17 protein-coding genes are annotated in these 17179 nt (G+C 59.4%); 6 read left to right on the forward strand and 11 right to left on the reverse strand.

Features of this window, described 5'->3' with window-relative positions:
• Positions 1 to 13: 13 nt before the first annotated feature.
• From K3169_RS04230 to K3169_RS04250, 5 genes are all read right to left on the reverse strand, one after another.
• Complete coding sequence (locus tag K3169_RS04230; RefSeq protein WP_027898421.1) at positions 14 to 640, reverse strand: DUF4136 domain-containing protein; 627 nt, start codon at positions 638 to 640, stop codon at positions 14 to 16.
• Positions 641 to 728: 88 nt separating this feature from the next.
• On the reverse strand, positions 729 to 1478 hold the full coding sequence (locus tag K3169_RS04235; protein WP_263270135.1) for a methyltransferase: 750 nt from the start codon (positions 1476 to 1478) through the stop codon (positions 729 to 731).
• Positions 1475 to 1780 carry a nucleotide pyrophosphohydrolase gene (locus tag K3169_RS04240; RefSeq protein WP_027898419.1) on the reverse strand — a complete coding sequence of 102 codons (306 nt, stop codon included), beginning with the start codon at positions 1778 to 1780 and terminating at the stop codon, positions 1475 to 1477. The genes K3169_RS04235 and K3169_RS04240 overlap by 4 nt, the downstream gene beginning before the upstream one ends.
• Before the next feature lie 102 nt (positions 1781 to 1882).
• Positions 1883 to 3181, reverse strand: coding sequence for a TIGR03862 family flavoprotein (locus tag K3169_RS04245; RefSeq protein WP_263270138.1), 1299 nt, complete (start codon positions 3179 to 3181; stop codon positions 1883 to 1885).
• 220 nt (positions 3182 to 3401) lie between these two features.
• A complete protein-coding gene (locus tag K3169_RS04250; RefSeq protein ID WP_263270140.1) occupies positions 3402 to 4319 on the reverse strand; it encodes a histone deacetylase in 918 nt (305 codons plus the stop codon).
• Positions 4320 to 4441: 122 nt separating this feature from the next.
• Between K3169_RS04250 and K3169_RS04255 the strand changes: the two genes are divergently transcribed.
• The 3 genes from K3169_RS04255 (at position 4442) to K3169_RS04265 (ending at position 6553) form a co-directional block, all read left to right on the forward strand.
• Positions 4442 to 5011, forward strand: coding sequence for a GNAT family N-acetyltransferase (locus tag K3169_RS04255; protein ID WP_122805452.1), 570 nt, complete (start codon positions 4442 to 4444; stop codon positions 5009 to 5011).
• A gap of 85 nt (positions 5012 to 5096) precedes the next feature.
• Positions 5097 to 5966: an acyl-CoA thioesterase II gene (tesB, locus tag K3169_RS04260; RefSeq protein WP_027897894.1), complete on the forward strand. Its 870-nt coding sequence runs from the start codon at positions 5097 to 5099 to the stop codon at positions 5964 to 5966.
• Positions 5963 to 6553: an HAD family hydrolase gene (locus K3169_RS04265; RefSeq protein ID WP_231677764.1), complete on the forward strand. Its 591-nt coding sequence runs from the start codon at positions 5963 to 5965 to the stop codon at positions 6551 to 6553. The genes tesB and K3169_RS04265 overlap by 4 nt, the downstream gene beginning before the upstream one ends.
• A gap of 421 nt (positions 6554 to 6974) precedes the next feature.
• Here K3169_RS04265 and K3169_RS04270 read toward each other — a convergent pair whose 3' ends face one another.
• The 6 genes from K3169_RS04270 to K3169_RS04295 all read right to left on the reverse strand — a co-directional run bounded on the left by K3169_RS04270 (position 6975) and on the right by K3169_RS04295 (position 13155).
• On the reverse strand, positions 6975 to 7961 hold the full coding sequence (locus K3169_RS04270) for an alpha/beta hydrolase (RefSeq protein ID WP_263270143.1): 987 nt from the start codon (positions 7959 to 7961) through the stop codon (positions 6975 to 6977).
• A 4-nt stretch (positions 7962 to 7965) separates the two neighbouring features.
• Positions 7966 to 8844, reverse strand: coding sequence for a neutral zinc metallopeptidase (locus K3169_RS04275; RefSeq protein ID WP_263270145.1), 879 nt, complete (start codon positions 8842 to 8844; stop codon positions 7966 to 7968).
• Positions 8845 to 9005: 161 nt separating this feature from the next.
• Entirely contained in the window at positions 9006 to 9950 is a 945-nt protein-coding gene (locus K3169_RS04280) for a LysR family transcriptional regulator (RefSeq protein ID WP_263270147.1), read from the reverse strand.
• A gap of 71 nt (positions 9951 to 10021) precedes the next feature.
• On the reverse strand, positions 10022 to 11551 hold the full coding sequence (locus K3169_RS04285; protein ID WP_027900501.1) for a tripartite tricarboxylate transporter permease: 1530 nt from the start codon (positions 11549 to 11551) through the stop codon (positions 10022 to 10024).
• Positions 11548 to 12081: a tripartite tricarboxylate transporter TctB family protein gene (locus K3169_RS04290; RefSeq protein ID WP_027900500.1), complete on the reverse strand. Its 534-nt coding sequence runs from the start codon at positions 12079 to 12081 to the stop codon at positions 11548 to 11550. Before K3169_RS04290 ends, K3169_RS04285 begins: the two co-directional genes overlap by 4 nt.
• 60 nt (positions 12082 to 12141) lie before the next feature.
• Entirely contained in the window at positions 12142 to 13155 is a 1014-nt protein-coding gene (locus K3169_RS04295) for a Bug family tripartite tricarboxylate transporter substrate binding protein (RefSeq protein ID WP_263270150.1), read from the reverse strand.
• Positions 13156 to 13610: 455 nt separating this feature from the next.
• Here K3169_RS04295 and K3169_RS04300 point away from each other — a divergent pair, with 455 nt between their 5' ends.
• The 3 genes from K3169_RS04300 to K3169_RS04310 are packed head-to-tail and all read left to right on the forward strand — an operon-like array spanning position 13611 to position 16898.
• Positions 13611 to 14960 carry an MFS transporter gene (locus tag K3169_RS04300; protein ID WP_231667661.1) on the forward strand — a complete coding sequence of 450 codons (1350 nt, stop codon included), beginning with the start codon at positions 13611 to 13613 and terminating at the stop codon, positions 14958 to 14960.
• Complete coding sequence (locus tag K3169_RS04305; protein ID WP_231667662.1) at positions 14953 to 15909, forward strand: amidohydrolase family protein; 957 nt, start codon at positions 14953 to 14955, stop codon at positions 15907 to 15909. The genes K3169_RS04300 and K3169_RS04305 overlap by 8 nt, the downstream gene beginning before the upstream one ends.
• Positions 15906 to 16898, forward strand: coding sequence for a 4-hydroxythreonine-4-phosphate dehydrogenase PdxA (locus K3169_RS04310; protein WP_231677767.1), 993 nt, complete (start codon positions 15906 to 15908; stop codon positions 16896 to 16898). Before K3169_RS04305 ends, K3169_RS04310 begins: the two co-directional genes overlap by 4 nt.
• The last annotated feature ends 281 nt before the right edge of the window (positions 16899 to 17179 follow it).

Below are 17179 nucleotides of genomic sequence, written 5' to 3' on the forward strand. Positions count from 1 at the left end.
TTCTCCGAAGATGTCAGGAAGGAGGATACGCGCTCAATGCTTTTTGCACAGCCTGACGCAGGGCCTTGGATCGATCCGATTGATCGCCGCGGTTTTGCGTCTCTGCGCTGGCGCTCCACACAGGCTGGCCGTCGCGGGCGTCGAACAGGCTGATGCTGACGACGACTACCTGTTCCTGATAAGTGCGCACGATCGGCACGCTGGCATAACCGCCATAGCGGTTGCCGTATGGGCCGCGGCCATAGCCGATTCCGCTGCCGCCATAGTAGGGATCGGAATAGTCGTCACGCACCTGACGGGTGCGGGTTTCCATGCGGGTTTGCGCACTGACTTGCAGGTCTGCAGGTTGCGTGCTGTTGGCCGGGCGCAGACCGCGCTGATCCAGGCCATTGCTGACCGCCTCGGCGATTTGCGCCGAATCAGCCCAGGCAGAGCCGCCGGGCAGTTGGTTGTTGCGCCAGGTCCAGTTGCGATAGCGCCCGTAGTCCCGTGGTGCTGCCGGGTACGCGCTCATGTCCACGGCATTGGCCGCGTGAGCGGGGGCAGGGGGCAGTGGTCTGGAATCTGCGCGATACGGGTTATCGCTCTGGCACGCAGCCAGACCGAGGAAAAGAGGAATCAAAGCAAGGCGGCGTTTCATCATGGCCTCCGCAAAGTGGCCTTCTGAGACAGGAAACGGAGATCAGCAACGCCGGACTGCCTGTGATCACCCCGGCGCTTGGCGAGAATCAGAGCGGGCGACACACCCAATGCAGGTAACGACCCAACCCTGCATAGGCGGGATGCCGACGGTGAGCCAGTTCCATTTCCAGCAAGTCCACGAGTTCGGCCCGGGCCTGAAACTCCACCGGCATGTAGTCGTGAAACACTCTGACACCGCTCTGGGTTTCGACACGCCAAAGGCGTTCAAGTTGCGCCGCCAATTCCCGCGGATCAAGAGGCTCTTGCGGGGTCAGGCTTTGTTTCTCGCCCGCCATGTCGTTCTTGCGCATTTTCTTGAAGTGGCCTTTGAGCAGGTTGCGATAGATCAGCGCGTCGCGGTTATAAAACGCGAGGGACAGCCAGCCATCGGCTTTGGTCAACTGACGCAGCACCGGGAGAATCGTGTGCGGCTCGGCCAGCCATTCCAGCACGGCGTGACACAGCACCAGATCATAGGGCTCATGCAGTTGATCCGAGAGTTCCTGCCAGGGCGCCTGAATGAACGTAGCGATCTGGCCTGCGTCGGCGAATCGCTGGCGCGCACCTTCAAGCATGGGGGCGGCCGGTTCGGCGAGCGTCACGTCATGGCCGCGCTCCGCCAGCCACAACGACATGTGGCCCAGCCCGGCACCGATATCCAGCACGCGCAACGGGCGTTCGGGCAGCGCTTCGGTCAGGTCAGCCTGTAGGACCGCGAGGCGAATCGCACCCTTGGCACCGCCGTAGATTTTTTCGGCGAATCGGGTCGCCAGTTGATCGAAGTGACGATCACTCATTTGGCAAACCTGCGTTCACTGTCAGCCAGCTTGCTGCGAACCACGGTGTCCATGTCGATGCCCAGTTCGCTGCACAACAGCAGTAAATAAAGAATGATATCGCCCACTTCCTGACCGGCATGTTCCAGCTTCTCGGGCGGCAACTGGCGGGACTGGTCTTCGGTCAGCCACTGGAAGATTTCCACCAGCTCGGACATCTCCACGCTGGCGGCCATGGTCAGGTTCTTGGGGCTGTGAAACTGCTTCCAGTCGTTCTGATCGCGGATGCGGTGCAGGCGTTGGGTGAGTTCTTCGAGGTTCATGGGGTGTCCTGAATCATTGTGTTGTGTCCGTCGCCGTGCGGTCGTGCATCTGGCCGGGAACCTGTGGGAGCTGGGCTTGCCCGCGATAGGGCTGCACGCGGTTCACTTTAGATCGAGTCCAGCCCTATCGCGGGCAAGCCCAGCTCCCACAGGGGAATTGTGTTGAGTCTGCTTCAACCATTCCAGAACCCCAAGCCCCGCAGCCTTGCCGCTGGCGAAGCATGCCGTGAGCAGGTAACCGCCGGTTGGCGCTTCCCAGTCGAGCATTTCTCCGGCGCAGAATACGCCAGGTAACTGCTTGAGCATCAGGCGCTGGTCCATGGCTTCAAAGGTTACACCGCCTGCGGTACTGATGGCTTCGTCCAGTGGGCGGGCTTTGATCAAGGTCAGCGGCAAGGCTTTCAAGGCCTGGCTCAGTTGAGCGGGATCATCGAAAGCTTCACGCGGGGCCAGTTCGCGCAACAAGGCGGCTTTGACGCCATCGATACTCAACTGGCTGTGCAAGTGTTTGGACATGGAACGTGAGCCCCGGGGTTTTTCCAGGGCTTTCTGAATGGCTGGAGACGCCTTGCCCGGTAGCAGGTCGATCAGGACGGTGGAAGAACCCTGCTGATTGATTTCTTCACGAATCTGCGCCGAAAGGGCATAGATCAGGCTGCCTTCTACGCCGTTGTCGGTAATCACGCATTCACCGAGGCGAGGCGTCTGGCCGTGCATGCCGATTCCGATGTTCTTCAATGGAGCGCCGGCGAACTTGCTGCGCAGCAACTCGCTCCAGCCAGCCACTTCGAAACCGCAGTTGGCGGCTTGAAGTGTCTTGAGATCAACGCCACGCTCGGCCAGCAGCGGCCACCATGCGCCGTCAGAGCCCAACCTTGACCAGCTTGCGCCGCCCAGTGCCAGCAACACGGCATCTGGGTTCAGGGCTATTTCGCCTTCGGGGCGAGCGATGCGTATGTTGCCTGCGATATCCCAGCCGAGCCAGCGATGCCTCGTGTGGATCGTGACGCCGCTCTCACGCAAGCGTTTGAGCCAGGCACGTAGCAGTGGCGCGGCCTTCATGTCGGTAGGGAAGACCCGGCCCGAGCTGCCGATGAAGGTTTCGATACCGAGGCCGTGAATCCATTCGCACAGATCATCCGCGCCAAACCCGCGCAGCAGCGGAGCGACATTGCCGGAGCGTTCGGCATAGCGGGAAAGGAAGGCCGGGTAAGGCTCGGAATGGGTAATGTTCATGCCGCCGACGCCCGCCAGCAGAAACTTGCGCCCCACTGAGGGCATGCCGTCATACAGATCGACTTTGATGCCAGCCTGACTCAACACTTCGGCCGCCATCAAACCAGCGGGGCCGCCGCCGATGATGGCGACTGAGGGAGTGGTGGTCGGTGTTAAGTCGATCATGGCGAGGTGCGTGTCTTTGCGGTTTGGTGGGGCATTCTACCTGCACCGCGCTCCGGTCGCTCCTACCAAACAACATGCGATCCTTTGAATTGAAGCGCATACCTGTAGGAGTGAGCTTGCTCGCGATGGCAATCTTCCAATCGAAAATACTTCGCCTGATTAAACGCTATCGCGAGCAAGCTCACTCCTACAGGTCCTGCGTGGTGTCATGAGACAGAGTTCACAACCCCTCCGACACCCAGACCCTCTGCGCGCTGTGGTGCAGGATGCCGTGTCGGCGCGCCAGGGCCTGGCGGTCTTTACTGTAGCCGCCGCCAATGACGCCCATGACCGGGATGTTGCGCCCGATGCAGTGGCGCAGCACCGCTTCATCGCGGGCGGCCACTCCGGCGTCGGTCAGTTTCAGGTAGCCCAGGGCGTCATCCTGATGGACATCGACGCCGGCATCGTAGAGCACCAGGTCCGGCTGATAGAACGGCAACAGGTAGTTAAGCAAGTCATCGACGACTTTCAGGTATTCGTCATCGCCCATGCCCATCGGCAGCGGGATGTCCCAGTCGCTCTCGGCTTTGCGCGCTGGAAAGTTCTTTTCACAGTGCAGCGAGACCGTAATCGCGTCCTCGGTATCAGCGAGAATCCGCGCCGTGCCGTCGCCCTGGTGCACGTCGCAATCGAAGATCAGCACTTTGCCGACGCGACCGCTTTGCAGCAGGTAATGACTGATCACCGCCAGATCATTAAAAATGCAGAACCCGGCTGGATAGTCGTAATGCGCGTGGTGAGTGCCGCCTGCCAGATGACACGCCAGCCCGTGCTGGAGGGCCTGTTCAGCGGTCAGCAACGAACCGCCCACGGCACGTACCGTGCGCCGTGCCAGGTCCTCGCTCCAGGGCAGGCCGAGACGCCGCTGATCCTCGCGGGACAAGTCACCTTCCATGTAACGTCGTATATAAGAAGGGTCATGGGCCAGTGCGAGAATGTCGTTCGGGCAGATCTGCGGTCGCAGCAAGGCAGCGTCGCTGGTCAGGCCGCTGTCGATCAGGTGATCGTGCAGCAGGCGGAACTTGTCCATGGGAAAGCGATGATCAGCCGGGAAGTCCGGGCTGTAATCCTCGTGATAGATGAGCGGCAGGGACATTTCGGGTCCGTTCAGAGGTCGAAGCCGGATAGTGCCAGCATTGCCCCTGAACGCCCAGCTTTGTGAAACAACGCAAAGCTACACTGGCCGACACAGTGACTGACCGGTTAATGGAGAAACCGATGGAGCCGATTCTTAAACTCGAGAGCGCGCGATTGTTGATGCGCCAGTGGCGAGATGACGATTTACAGGCGTTTGCCGACATGTGTGCGGACCCCAATGTCATGCGCTATTTTCCTGAGCCACTGAGTTACCTGGAAAGCGCTGCACTGATCGGCCGCATACGCGGGGACTTTGCTGAGCTGGGGTTTGGCTTGTGGGCGCTGGAGCGCAAGGACACCGGCCAGTTCATTGGCTTCACCGGGCTTGGCGTGGTGAATTTTGAATCACACTTCACTCCGGCCATTGAGATTGGCTGGCGTCTGGCTCGGGAGCACTGGGGCTTTGGTTACGCCAGCGAAGCGGCCTGGACGGCGCTGGGCTGTGGGTTCGAGCATCTGGGGGTGGATGAGATCGTGTCGTTCGCAGCGCAAAGCAATGAGCTTTCGCAAAAAGTGATGCAGGTGATCGGCATGACCACGGACCCGGTCGATGACTTCGAACATCCGAACCTGCCGCCGGAACATCCGTTGCAGCCTCACGTGCTGTATCGCATTACTCGTCAACAATGGCTGGATACGCTGCAAGCTTGAAGGGGCTGATGACGTTAAATTCTGTATCATTTCAGCTTTTGTCACGCTTGATAGGCGGACGAACCGTTTGTGCGAGGAGTAATGAATGAGCCAAGTGTTGGATGATCTGGTTGCGCTGTTGAGCCTGGAACCGATTGAAGAAAACCTGTTCCGTGGCCGCAGTCAGGACCTTGGCTTTCGTCAGCTGTTTGGCGGCCAGGTTCTGGGGCAGTCGCTGTCGGCGGCGAGCCAGACCGTTGAAGACGCAAGGCACGTGCACTCTTTGCACGGTTATTTCCTGCGTCCGGGGGATGCTGGTTTGCCGGTGGTGTATCAGGTGGATCGGGTTCGCGATGGCGGCAGCTTCAGCACGCGCCGGGTGACGGCGATCCAGAAAGGTCAGCCGATCTTCACCTGCAGTGCTTCGTTTCAATACGACGAGCAGGGTTTTGAGCACCAGACCTCGATGCCGCAAATTGTTGGCCCGGAAAACCTGCCTTCAGAGCTGGAACTGATGCAGCAACGGGCGCACCTGATTCCTGAGAACATGCGCGACAAGATGCTCTGCCCAAAGCCTATCGAGTTTCGCCCGGTCACTGCCAGCGATCCTTACAACCCGCAGCCGACCGAGGCCGTTAAGTACATCTGGTTCCGCACCGACGGCTCGCTGCCGGAAGTGCCTGCGATGCACAAATACCTGATGGCTTACGCGTCGGACTTCAATCTGCTGACCACTTCTTTGTTGCCCCACGGCAAGACGGTCTGGCAGAAGGATATGCAGGTCGCCAGCCTAGACCATTCGCTGTGGTTCCACGGCGACCTGCGGGCTGATGACTGGTTGCTGTATGCCATGGACAGTCCATGGGCGGGCAATTCCCGTGGTTTCTCCCGGGGCAGCGTCTACAACCGCGCCGGGCAACTGGTGGCGTCGGTCAGCCAGGAAGGTTTGATTCGTCATCGCAAGGACTGGGCATGAGTCTTTCCGGGATTCGCCACTGGGTCTTCGACATGGACGGCACGCTGACCGTGGCCGCCCATGATTTCCCGGCGATCAAACGTGCGCTGGATATCCCGCAGGATCACGACATTCTTGGGCATCTGGCGGCGTTGCCTGCTGATGTCGCGGCAGCCAAGCATGCCTGGCTGTTGGAGCATGAGCGGGAGCTGGCTCTCGCTTCCAAAGCTGCGCCCGGTGCCGTTGAACTGGTTCGCGAACTGGCCGGGCGCGGTTATCGTCTGGGCATCCTGACCCGCAACGCCCAGGAGTTGGCCCATGTGACGCTGGAGGCCATCGGTCTGGCGGATTGCTTTGCGGTGGAGGACATCCTCGGTCGTGACGAAGCCCCGCATAAGCCAGACCCCGCCGGGTTGTTGCACTTTGCGAATGCCTGGCAGGTGCCTGCCGCGCAAATGGTCATGGTGGGGGATTACCGTTTTGACCTGGATTGCGGGCGTGCGGCCGGTACCAAAACCATCCTGGTCAACCTGCCGGAGAACCCCTGGCCGGAATTGGCGGACTGGCATGCGCAGGATTGTGGGGAAATACGGGCGTTGCTGGATTGACGCTTCGCTAACAAGTTCGCTCCTACCGTTTAGCGCGGTGTCGGGTAGGAGGCAACTTGTTGGCGAGAGGGGTTACGCGGTGTTTCAGGTCTGCCGCCTCGCGAACAAGTTCGCTCCTACCGGTTGGCGCGGTATCAGGTAGGAGGCAACTTGTTGGCGATAGGGGTTGCGCGGTGAATCAGGTCTGCCGCCTCGCGAACAAGTTCGCTCCTACCGGTTGGTGCGGTATCAGGTAGGAGGCAACTTGTTGGCGATAGGGGTTGCGCGGTGAATCATGTCTGACGCTTCGCGAACAAGTTCGCTCCTACCGGTTGGCGCGGTGTCGGGTAGGAGGCAACTTGTTGGCGAGAGGGGTTACGCGGTGGTTCAGGTCTGCCGCCTCGCGAACAAGTTCGCTCCTACCGGGGATTGGTGTTCAGATTCAAAAATCCTTGAACAATACCGCCTGCCCTTGGGGTGAGGTGAAGATTCCGTCGCCGCTGTGGCCGACATTGGGCACTATCACCAGATGCTGATTCAGCCCCTGTGGATGACGTTTCTGCAGGTATTTGAAGAAGTTCTCGCCACGTTCCAGACGTTGTGAGCCTTGCGCTTCTGCGCCGCAGGTCCTGTCCAGAGCCGGGTGTTTCGGGTCGATGTCTTTCTCACCAAGCAAGTAAGTCACGTCGCGTTTTACGTAATCGTCTTCGATCTCGGCCGTTTTGACTTTGCCCGCGTAAGGCGGCATGCCGTTCAGACCATATTTCCATTCGTTGAAGCCCGGGCAACTGGCCTTGGTCACGGGCAACGGTCGCTCGGTATCAAAGTAGGCATACGACGAAGGGTTGGCGATCACGTAGCGCAGCTTGATGCCTTCCTTTTTCAGCAGCACGTCTTCCTTGCCGCCGATCATCAAGTAGCGCTGCACCACTTGCGCACCGCCGGAATGCCCGGCGATGACGATTTCCTTGAGGTTCGGGAACAGCTTGCTGTCGCTCAGGCGACGCAGAATGTGGTCGATGACCAGATACGAGCTGACCGGCTTCGGTCCAACCGCGTTTTCACCCGCCATCCACTGGTCGCCATGCCAGCGCAACACGTTGTCGCCAAGGTGATGCGCAGTGATGTCTTTCTCGTCGAGAAACTGCGGGGCGATCAGCAGGGTTTTATTACGCTGCTTCGACTGGTTGGCAGCGCGTTCGATGCTGCGCAGGTAAGTCGGTGCGTTACGCAGCCGGCCATGCAGCACGATCACTGCACGCTCGATCTGCGGCCGGGGCTGATTCCAGTTCAGGCTCATGCCGAGCGTCGCCTGGGTGCCATTGATTGTCAGGCGCTCCGGGCTGATGGATGTGACCGCCTGATCCTCGGCGTGAGCGTTGAAACTCAGAAGGGTGCTTAACGACAGGATCAGCAGCGGTTTCATCATGTGATCAGAGGCTCTTGGCGGCGAACGTATCGCATTGGTTGAGTTGGCCCTGGGCAAAGCCGGTTTTGAACCAGCGAACCCGTTGGGCGGATGTCCCGTGTGTAAACGAGTCCGGCACTACGCGCCCCTGACCCTGTTGCTGAAGGCGATCATCGCCAATGGCGTTGGCTGCATTCAAGGCTTCTTCAATATCACCCGGCTCAAGCCAGTTCAAACGCTTTTGTGCGTTGTAGGCCCAAACACCTGCCAGACAGTCAGCCTGAAGCTCCTGGCGAACCAGCAAACCGTTGCTGCCCTCCATTCGCTGTCCACTGCGGCGGGCGGCATCAACCTTTTCCGAAACGCCCAGCAGTGTCTGCACATGGTGGCCTACTTCGTGAGCAATCACATAGGCCTGAGCAAAATCGCCTGCGGCCTTGAAGCGTTGTGACATTTCGCGGAAGAAGTCCATGTCCAGATAGACCTTCTGGTCGGCAGGGCAGTAGAACGGCCCGCTGGCCGATGTGGCAAACCCACACGCGGACTGCACCTGACCGCTGAACAGCACCAGCGTCGGGTCTTTATATTGGCGGCCGCCCAGTTGGAAAGCAGCGCGCCAGGTGTCTTCGGTGTCGCCGAGAATCGACCGGACGAACTCTGCCTGTTCATCGTTGGCCGGTGGCGGCTGGCGGGTCTCGCTTGACGTTGGCGCTTGTGTCGCCTGGCCGGTGAGCTGGCCGAGAATCTGCATCGGGTCCTGACCGGTCAGCAGACCGATAGCCACGATGATGATCACGCCGCCGATGCCGAGTCCCTTGCCTCCGATGCGCATCCCACCGCCGCCGCTGCTGCCGTCACGTGCGTCCACGACGTTATCGCTGCGCCGACCCTTTTTCCATAGCATGTGGGAATCCTCTTTTAATCCTGTAAGGAGTGTCGCTGCTACCCACAGGCTGCGCCAGTCCGATTGTCAGACGCGTTACCTGAATGGGAGTTGAACGACGTACATCTAGCGCAGGAGTAGAGAGGAGCAGGAGGCAAATAGTTCGCGGTCAGTCCGGGTAATTAGCCACGTACGAGACGTTGTTCGCTTTTGACTGAGTTCATGAACGCCTGCATGGCCGAGGACTGAACACGATGGCGACGTGTAATCAGGCCGTACGGCGGCAGCCGCGCCTCGAATTTGATCGGTAACACTGCCAGCAAGTCGCGTCCGGGATAGTCCTCGACCACCGACAAAGGTGTTACGCCGAGCATGTCAGTCTGTTGCACCAGCGACAGCAAGGTCATGATCGACGTGGTTTCAACAATGCTGCTGGGGATGTCGACCCTGGCATTGTGGAACACCTGATTGATGATCGAACGCATCGGACTCGGGTGCTGTTGCAGGACCCAGGTCATGTCTTGCATGTCGCCCCAGCCCAGTTGCGTTACGTTGGCCATGGGGTGCTTTGCGCCAGCAACCACGCAGAGTTCTTCTTCGCCCAGACTGTCGAACAGCAGATCATCGGAGCGAGCACCGCCGGGAATCCTGCCGAGCACCACGTCCAGTTGATCTTGCAGTAACGCCTGCACGAGCACATCGCTGGTATCGACCTGAATGCTCATGGACAGACGCGGATGGCTTTTCTTCAATTCGGCGATGGTTCGGGTCAGCAGGCCCGAAGCCAGAGCGGGAATCGCACCCACTGCGACCCGGCCAAGGTTGCCGGACTCCAGCGCAACCAGTTCTTCACGCATGCCGCTCAATTCGGCAAACACCATGCGCGCGTAATAGATAACGGTTTCGCCGAACTGCGTGGCGCGCATGCCTCGTGGCAGGCGCTCAAACAGTTCGACGCCGAGCAAGTCTTCCGCTTCGTGAAGCATCTTGGTCGCAGCGGGTTGAGTCATGCCAATGTTGTCGGCAGCCCGACGCAACGATCCCAGTTCCTGAAGCGCCAGCATCAACCGTAACTGGCGAAGGCGCAGGCGGCTGTGAATCACGTTGGCATCAGGAATACGGGTCATGATCGCGTCTCGCGGAAAAGTCTGGGGCTGAGCCTGACAAGAAATGTCATGGCTTGCTAGCCCCTTGCCATTCATTGCGCGGATTTCGCTTTGGCTGCATGACGCGTGCGCCAGCCCAATGCGTTTCTGATACCGCTGGAAATCAGCGGCCAGAACAACATCAGCAGTGCCGCCGTGGTCAGGCTGCCCACCAACGGATTGGACCAGAAAATGCCCAGTTGCCCGTCGGAAAACAGCATCGACTGGCGGAAGGCATCTTCCGCCTTGTCGCCCAGAACAGCCGCCAGAACCAGGGGCGCAATCGGGTAGCCGAGCTTTTTGAACAGGTAGCCCAAGGCGCCAAAGACCAACATCAGCCCGACATCAAACAGCGAGTTATGCACCGAGTACGCGCCAATTGCACAGATCATGATGATGATCGGGGCAATGATCGAGAACGGAATGCGCAGGATCGAGGCGAACAGCGGCACGGTTGCCAGCACCACGATCAGACTGACGACGTTGCCCAGATACATGCTGGCGATCAGGCCCCAGACGAAATCGTGCTGCTCGACAAACAATGTCGGGCCGGGATGCAGACCCCAGATCATCAAACCGCCCATCATCACCGCAGCCGTCGCCGAACCTGGAATGCCCAGGGTCAGCATTGGCAACAGGGCACTGGTGCCCGCGGCGTGGTCAGCTGTTTCCGGTGCAATAACGCCTTCGACTTCACCCTTGCCGAAGTTGTCGCGGTTTTTCGAGAAGCGCCGCGCCAGGCTGTAACCCATAAACGACGCAGCCGTCGGGCCGCCCGGTGTAATGCCCATCCAGCAACCCACCAGCGTGCTGCGCAAAATGGTTAGCCAGTAGCGCGGTAATTTGGCCCATGTACGCAGAATCGTCATGGGCGTGATGCGCGCATGTTCGCCGCGGAATACCAGGCCTTCTTCAACGGTGCAGAGAATTTCACCGATACCGAACAGGCCGATTACCGCGACCTCGAAGCTGATCCCGGTCATCAGGATCGGTTGGTCGAAAGTCAGGCGCAGGTTGCCGGACACGGTGTCCATGCCGACCGCCGCCATGGCAAAGCCGATCATCATGGCGACCACGGTTTTCAACGGCGGGTTTTTGCTCATGCCGATAAACGTGCAGAACGCCAGCAAATACACCGCAAAGAACTCCGGCGAGCTGAACGACATGGCGAATTCGGCAATGCGTGTCGAGAGAAAGGTCAGCAACAGTACGCCAGCCAGTGCGCCAATCAACGCCGAACTGAATGCGGCGGTCAGCGCCTCTGCGGCTCTGCCGTCACGGGCCATGGGGTAGCCGTCAAAGGTGGTCGCCACCGATGACGGCTCGCCGGGAATATTGAACAGGATCGACGTGATCGACCCGCCAAATAGCGCCCCCCAGTACATGCACGATAAAAGGATGATGGCCGAGACCGGCGACATGGTGAAGGTCAATGGCAGCAGCAACGCCACGCCGTTGGGGGCGCCGAGGCCAGGCAATACGCCGACCAGAATGCCCAGCAGTACACCGACCACCATCAGGCCGATATGGCCCGGAGTGAGGATCAGGTTCATGCCGTGCAGCAGGGAGTCGAATTCACTCATTGCATCGATCTCCCGGCCATTGCCAGCCAGTCACCCACCGGACCTGCGTCCAGTGGAACCTTGAACCACAGCGCGAAGATCAGGTAGCTGGCCAGGACCGCGCCGCCCGATACCGAGCAGATCATCAGTTTGCCGTAAGGCTTGGCCCTAACCCGGTCACGCCACATGAACCAGGCAATGAACACCGCCGACGCCATGTAGATACCGGTGAACGGCATGGCTGCGACGAATAGGGCGATGGGAATGAACACTGACAGGACTTGAGCAAACTGGCTGCGGCTGACAAAGCTGATGTTCAGTGCCTGCCAGCGCACCAGCGTGAGGACGATATTGCCCAGGCTTGCGCAGCCCAAGAGCAGGCCGATGTAGAACGGGAAATAACCCGGCTCGGGGCCAGCGTCGCCCCAGCCGATACCTTGCTCAAGGCTGCCGTACATCACCACTGCGCCGATCAGCAGCGTAAACAACGCCAGCCCGAGCTCGACCCAGCGAGTGCCGACCAGCGCAGATGTTTCAGAAGAGTGGGGCATGGAACACCTCCGGATATAACTGCCGGGCGAACACCCGGCAGTGGGGCCTGATCAGTCAGTTCACTCGCGCAGCCAGCCAGCGTCCTTGAACACCGGCGTAACGCGGGCGGTGTCCTGCTGGATGTAGGCGCTCAGTTGGTCGCCTTCGAGAAAGGTTGGCACCAGTGCGTTCTGTTTGACGTAGGCCTTGAATTCAGGAGCTTCGGAGACTTTGCGCATCAGTTCGGTATAGAACGCGCGTTGTTCGGCAGTGACTTTGCCTGGCATGAACACGGTACGCGGGAAGCGATACTGATCGACGCCCAGGCCTTGTTCGTGGCAGGTCGGCACGTCGGCCCAGGATTTGTCCCCGGCGACTTTGTCGGTGTAGCCCATGCGCTCTTTACTGAACACGCACAGCGGCTTGACCTGATCACCGCGCCACTGGCTGATGCTTTCGCTGGGGTTGTTCACGTTGGCGGCGATGTGTTTCCCGGCCAGTTGAGTCGAGGCTTCGCTGCCGCTTTTGAACGGGATGTAAACCAGTTTGCTGCCTGTGGTTTTGTTCAGCAGCAAGGTCAGGGTCTGGTCGACGTCCTTTGACTGGCTGCCGCCCATGCGCAGTTTGGATGGATCGGCTTTAACCGTCTCGTAGAAGCTCTTGGCGTCTTTCCACGGCGCGTCTTTGTAGGTCCAGAGAATGAAGTCGTCTTCAGCGACGGCGGCAACCGGGGTCAGCTCTTGCCATTGATAACCGAGCTTGGAGACCAGCGGCAGCAGGTAAATGTTGTTGGTGCCGATCACCAGCTTGTCGGCATCACCTTCGGACATTTTGAGGTCCAGAAACGCCTCGGCCCCGTTGCCACCGCCTTTGTTGAGGACCACGGTGTTGACGTCCAGCAGCTTGTGAGTGGTGATGATTGACTGGATCAGACGGCCGAGCTGATCAGTCCCGCCACCAGGGCCACCGGCGACGATGATTTCAACGTTCTTGTCGGGTTGCCAGGCATTGGCCAGGGCGGGAAGGGTGCCAGCGCAAACAAGGGAACAGCCGAGCAGAAGACGGGACACGCGTCGAAAGGATGCGGTTCGCATGATGATGAAACCTCTATTTCTTGTAATTGTTTTTTGAGCGATTTGCCTGATACAGGGACCGGCAAATCTTGGGTCGAGTGTGGGAAGCTATTGCGGTGGCGTCTACTCAAAACATCAGATACACCGATAGCCTGGGGTTATCGGTTGGCGAGTTTGGAGGCGTGTCAGTGATATCTGGGGGTAGAGACTTTTTTGGGCTGCCGAAGAAGTCGGACTGTAGGAGTGAGCTTGCTCGCGATGGCGTCTAGTCAGTTCATGTTGAAGTCGACTGATAGATCCAATCGCGAGCAAGCTCACTCCTACAGTTTCAGTATTTACCGAGAGGCAGCGCGCGCTCAAAGATATCCCTGGGTTATCACCGTATGTATTTTTTTGATTAGACGGTTATCGCTTCGCCTCTGATAGTGGGCGCCACAGCAACACCCACAACAACAATAAAAAACGAGGTAAGCACCATGGATCGTTCCAGTGCACCCGTGCATCTGCCTGACGCAGGTGTCTCTGCCGTTACCGGCAATCCGGCGGTCGCCACTACCGCGCGAGCCACTTCGGTGCGCTGGCGGATTTTTGCCATCATCTTTCTTCTGACCATGGTCAACCTCATCGACCGGGTTTCCCTGTCCATCGCCATGCCCACCATCGCCAAAGAGTTCGAGCTGTCGCCGAGCATGCAGGGCCTGATCCTCAGCAGTTTCTTCTGGGCGTATGCGCTGCTGCAGATTCCCGGTGGCTGGATGATCGACCGCTTCGGTCCGCGTCGCGTCATCACTTGGTCCACCGGTTTATGGGGGACTTTCCAGGTGTTGGCAGGATTCGCAACAGGCGGCGTTTCGCTGCTGTTTGCGCGGATGTTTCTCGGGGCGGCGGAAGCGCCGTTGTTTCCGTCTGGCGGCAAGCTGATTTCCCTGTGGCTGGCCCCCAGCGAGCGCAGCCGTGGCGCTGTCATGATGGACAGCGGTAGCCCGCTGGGTGTCGCGCTGGGCGGTTTGATCATTGCCTACCTGATTGCCACGCTGGACTCCTGGCGCATGGCATTCGTTATTGCCGGTGTCGCGACGTTACTGCTGGGCTGGGTGTCCTGGCGGTATCTGCGTGATGATCCGTCGGTGCACCCGCAGGTCAATCAGGCTGAACTGGACAAGATCAATGCGGGCCGCGCGACGCCTGCCGCCGAGGCCGCCCGTGCGCCGGTCAAAGGGTTGGGCATTGCCGCGCGTTCGCTGACCGGCCTGCTGGTCGGACGCTCCAGTTGGGCAATGGTCTATTTCGGTCTGCTGACCTGGGGGCCGAGCTATCTGGCTCAGGCCCGCGGCTTTGATATCAAAGGCATTGGCGCGGCAACCTTCGTGATCTTTATTTGCGGCGCGCTGGGCTCGCTGACCGGTGGTTTTTTGTGTGACGGCCTGATTCGCAAAGGCGTGCGCAGAGGGCTGGCGGTCAAAGGTTTGCTGACCTTTTCCGGGCTGATTGCCTTGGCCGCTCTGGTGATGCTGCCAACCCTTAGCAACCCGTTCGCGGCGGTCGGGCTGTTGGCGATGACTGCGTTCTTCCTGATGTGGGGCAGCCTGTACTGGAGTTTTCCGGCATTGCTGGCCGCACCGGCCCGTGTCGGCCTGATCGGCGGTGTGATGAATCTGGCGGGCAGTATCGGCGGGATCTTCGTGCCGATTCTGGTCGGGGTGATCCTGCAGTTCTTCGGTGGCTTCGGGGCAGTGCTCGCTTTCTTTGCTTTCTGCGCGGCACTGTTTGTTCTGGCCACCCTGTTTATCAGCCTGGATGGTCAGCAGGAGGTGGCGGATGTCTGAGTTGTGGAGCGGGCCGATTGTCGATGCCCACCATCATTTCTGGGACCCGCAGGTCAATCACCATCCGTGGCTGGCCCCGGAAGCCAACATCCCGTTTCGCTACGGTGATTATTCCGCGATAAAACGTCGTTACCTGCCGCCAGAGTATTTTGCCGACGCCGGTGAGCATCACGTAGTGCAAACCGTTTACGTCGAAACGGAATGGGACCCCCGCGACCCGATTGGCGAGACGCGCTTTGTCGAGCAACTGGCCGTTCGCTACGGGGTGCCCAACGCCATCGTTGCGCAGGCCTGGCTGGATCATCCGGTCGCGCTTGACCTTCTCAAGGCTCAGGCGGCTTTCAAATGCGTTCGCAGCGTCAGGCACAAGCCTGGAGGGCCGACATCACCTGAACAGGTGGGGTCGCAGCTGAGCCTGATGAGCGACGAACATTGGCGGGGCAGTTTTGCTGCCTTGCACGGTCTGGGTCTGCATTTCGATTTGCAGACGCCCTGGTGGAATCTCCCCGAGGCTGAACAGCTGGCGCAAGACTTCCCCGACACCACGATCATTCTCAACCATGCGGGGCTGCCGTCTGATCGCAGCGAGCAAGGCCTGGCGGGTTGGCACGCTGCCATGAGCCAATTGGCCGAGCAGCCCAATGTCGTGGTGAAGATTTCCGGTCTTGGGCTGCCAGGCAAACCGTGGCGGGCCGAGGACAACGCTTGGATCGTGCGGGAAATCATCGCCATGTTCGGCGCAGACCGGGCGATGTTCGCCAGTAACTTTCCGGTGGACAGCCTGTGCGGCTCGTTCGACGACATCTACAGCGGCTTCAAACAGATCGTTCGCGATTTGCCTGTCGCCGACCAGCAACAGCTTTTTTACAGCAATGCGCGACGTATTTACCGTTGCGAGCCTTCAGCCACTGCACAGACGTGGCCCGAACAGATGAGGAATCAAGCATGAGCAAGACTCGAATTGCGATGGTATTGGGTGATCCGGCCGGTATTGGTCCTGAGTTGATTGCCCGCCTTCTGGCCGAGCCGCAGGTGCGCAGCCAGGCGCAGGTGATCCTGATTGCCGACGAAGCCGAAATGCAGCGCGGTATGCAGATCGCCGGTAAGGAGTTTCCCTATCGTCAGGTGCAGTCTCTGCAAGACCTGACTTTCACTGACGACACGCCGTTGTTCTTCAACTATCGCGGCGATGCCGTCGGTGAGTTCTCACGCAGCGAAGCCAGTGTGATCGGTGGGCGCTATTGCCTGGATACGCTGAAAATCGCTGTCGAATTGACCGCCGCAAAAACCACCGACGCCGTGTTGTTCGGGCCACTGAACAAGACCTCGCTGCACATGGCGGGCATGGCTCACAGCGACGAACTGCACTGGTTTGCCGAGTTGCTGGGTTTCGACGGGCCGTTCTGTGAGTTCAACGTGCTGGATAACCTCTGGACCTCGCGCGTGACTTCCCACGTGGCGCTGTCCGCGGTGCCGGGCATGCTCAACCAGAATCGCGTGGTCGAAGCGATTCGTCTGATCGACACCGCGCTTAAACGCAACGGCCTGGAGCGTCCGCGTATCGGCGTTTGCGGCCTCAACCCGCACAACGGCGACAATGGCTCGTTTGGCCGTGAAGAGCTGGACATCATCGGTCCTGCCGTTAAAACCGCACAGGAGCAGGGTATTGCAGCAGATGGCCCGTATCCCGGCGATACGATTTTCCTCAAGGTGCAAGGCGATGCCAGTGCCTTTGATGCGGTGGTGACGATGTATCACGACCAGGGCCAGATCGCGATCAAACTGATGGGCTTCTCCCGTGGCGTGACGGTGCAGGGTGGTTTGCCGATTCCGATTACCACGCCCGCGCATGGCACCGCGTTTGATATCGCCGGGCAGGGCAAGGCCAATGTCGGCGCGATTCGCCAAGCCTTCGAAATTGCCTGCCGGATGGGGTGACATTCTTACTGATTCAACGCGATTCAAAACTGTGGGAGCTGGGCTTGCCCGCGATAAGAACGACTCGGTATCAGATACCGTGTTGAACCTATCGCGGGCAAGCCCGGCTCCCACATGATTTTCGACATCCTATAACCCTGACGACAGACTTCCCTCCAAACCGATCACCCCAGGCTATCACTGGATACGCATAAGTGATTAGCCGACACCTCTTCCAGCTGGCTAAATTTCCCCATCGACTTGTCGATCAACAACTACAAAAAGCCGGTCCCGCGCCATGC

Source organism: Pseudomonas phytophila, assembly GCF_025643095.1.
GTDB classification, from domain to species: Bacteria; Pseudomonadota; Gammaproteobacteria; order Pseudomonadales; family Pseudomonadaceae; genus Aquipseudomonas; species Aquipseudomonas quasicaspiana.

Bases quoted from the DNA above. Each gene is read 5' to 3' on its own strand.
- K3169_RS04230 (WP_027898421.1), bottom strand. From the start codon at position 640: ATGAAACGCCGCCTTGCTTTGATTCCTCTTTTCCTCGGTCTGGCTGCG.
- K3169_RS04235 (WP_263270135.1), bottom strand. From the start codon at position 1,478: ATGAGTGATCGTCACTTCGATCAACTGGCGACCCGATTCGCCGAAAAA.
- K3169_RS04240 (WP_027898419.1), bottom strand. From the start codon at position 1,780: ATGAACCTCGAAGAACTCACCCAACGCCTGCACCGCATCCGCGATCAG.
- K3169_RS04245 (WP_263270138.1), bottom strand. From the start codon at position 3,181: ATGATCGACTTAACACCGACCACCACTCCCTCAGTCGCCATCATCGGC.
- K3169_RS04250 (WP_263270140.1), bottom strand. From the start codon at position 4,319: ATGTCCCTGCCGCTCATCTATCACGAGGATTACAGCCCGGACTTCCCG.
- K3169_RS04255 (WP_122805452.1), top strand. From the start codon at position 4,442: ATGGAGCCGATTCTTAAACTCGAGAGCGCGCGATTGTTGATGCGCCAG.
- tesB (WP_027897894.1), top strand. From the start codon at position 5,097: ATGAGCCAAGTGTTGGATGATCTGGTTGCGCTGTTGAGCCTGGAACCG.
- K3169_RS04265 (WP_231677764.1), top strand. From the start codon at position 5,963: ATGAGTCTTTCCGGGATTCGCCACTGGGTCTTCGACATGGACGGCACG.
- K3169_RS04270 (WP_263270143.1), bottom strand. From the start codon at position 7,961: ATGATGAAACCGCTGCTGATCCTGTCGTTAAGCACCCTTCTGAGTTTC.
- K3169_RS04275 (WP_263270145.1), bottom strand. From the start codon at position 8,844: ATGCTATGGAAAAAGGGTCGGCGCAGCGATAACGTCGTGGACGCACGT.
- K3169_RS04280 (WP_263270147.1), bottom strand. From the start codon at position 9,950: ATGACCCGTATTCCTGATGCCAACGTGATTCACAGCCGCCTGCGCCTT.
- K3169_RS04285 (WP_027900501.1), bottom strand. From the start codon at position 11,551: ATGAGTGAATTCGACTCCCTGCTGCACGGCATGAACCTGATCCTCACT.
- K3169_RS04290 (WP_027900500.1), bottom strand. From the start codon at position 12,081: ATGCCCCACTCTTCTGAAACATCTGCGCTGGTCGGCACTCGCTGGGTC.
- K3169_RS04295 (WP_263270150.1), bottom strand. From the start codon at position 13,155: ATGCGAACCGCATCCTTTCGACGCGTGTCCCGTCTTCTGCTCGGCTGT.
- K3169_RS04300 (WP_231667661.1), top strand. From the start codon at position 13,611: ATGGATCGTTCCAGTGCACCCGTGCATCTGCCTGACGCAGGTGTCTCT.
- K3169_RS04305 (WP_231667662.1), top strand. From the start codon at position 14,953: ATGTCTGAGTTGTGGAGCGGGCCGATTGTCGATGCCCACCATCATTTC.
- K3169_RS04310 (WP_231677767.1), top strand. From the start codon at position 15,906: ATGAGCAAGACTCGAATTGCGATGGTATTGGGTGATCCGGCCGGTATT.